Below are 309 nucleotides of genomic sequence, written 5' to 3' on the forward strand. Positions count from 1 at the left end.
AGCCAACAGTGTGCCTGATAGGCTTGTTCTTGCAGATAGTCGTGTTACCTGTCATTGCCCTGATCATTATTGTGTTGTTCAAATTACCCTTGATGGCCGGTGCCGGCCTGTTTCTGGTGGCGCTTTGCCCTGGTGGTGCCACGTCCAACATGCTGACTTTCCTGGCGCGCGGTAATGTGGCGCTGAGTATTTCTTTGACGGCGATGACGAGCCTGCTGGTGCCGTTTACCTTGCCGGTGTTATTTGCTGTGTATATGCAATTCGCTGGTGCGGAGATCAACCAGTTTGGTTTGCCGGTTGGTCTAATGA

1 protein-coding gene is annotated in these 309 nt (G+C 52.1%); it reads left to right on the forward strand.

The annotated features are described in order from the left end of the window. Positions 1–29: 29 nt before the first annotated feature. Positions 30–309, forward strand: a 280-nt coding sequence (locus Q4563_RS18510; protein WP_303605554.1) for a bile acid:sodium symporter, incomplete at its 3' end; no start/stop codon positions are given.

Source organism: Gilvimarinus sp. 1_MG-2023, from assembly GCF_030548285.1.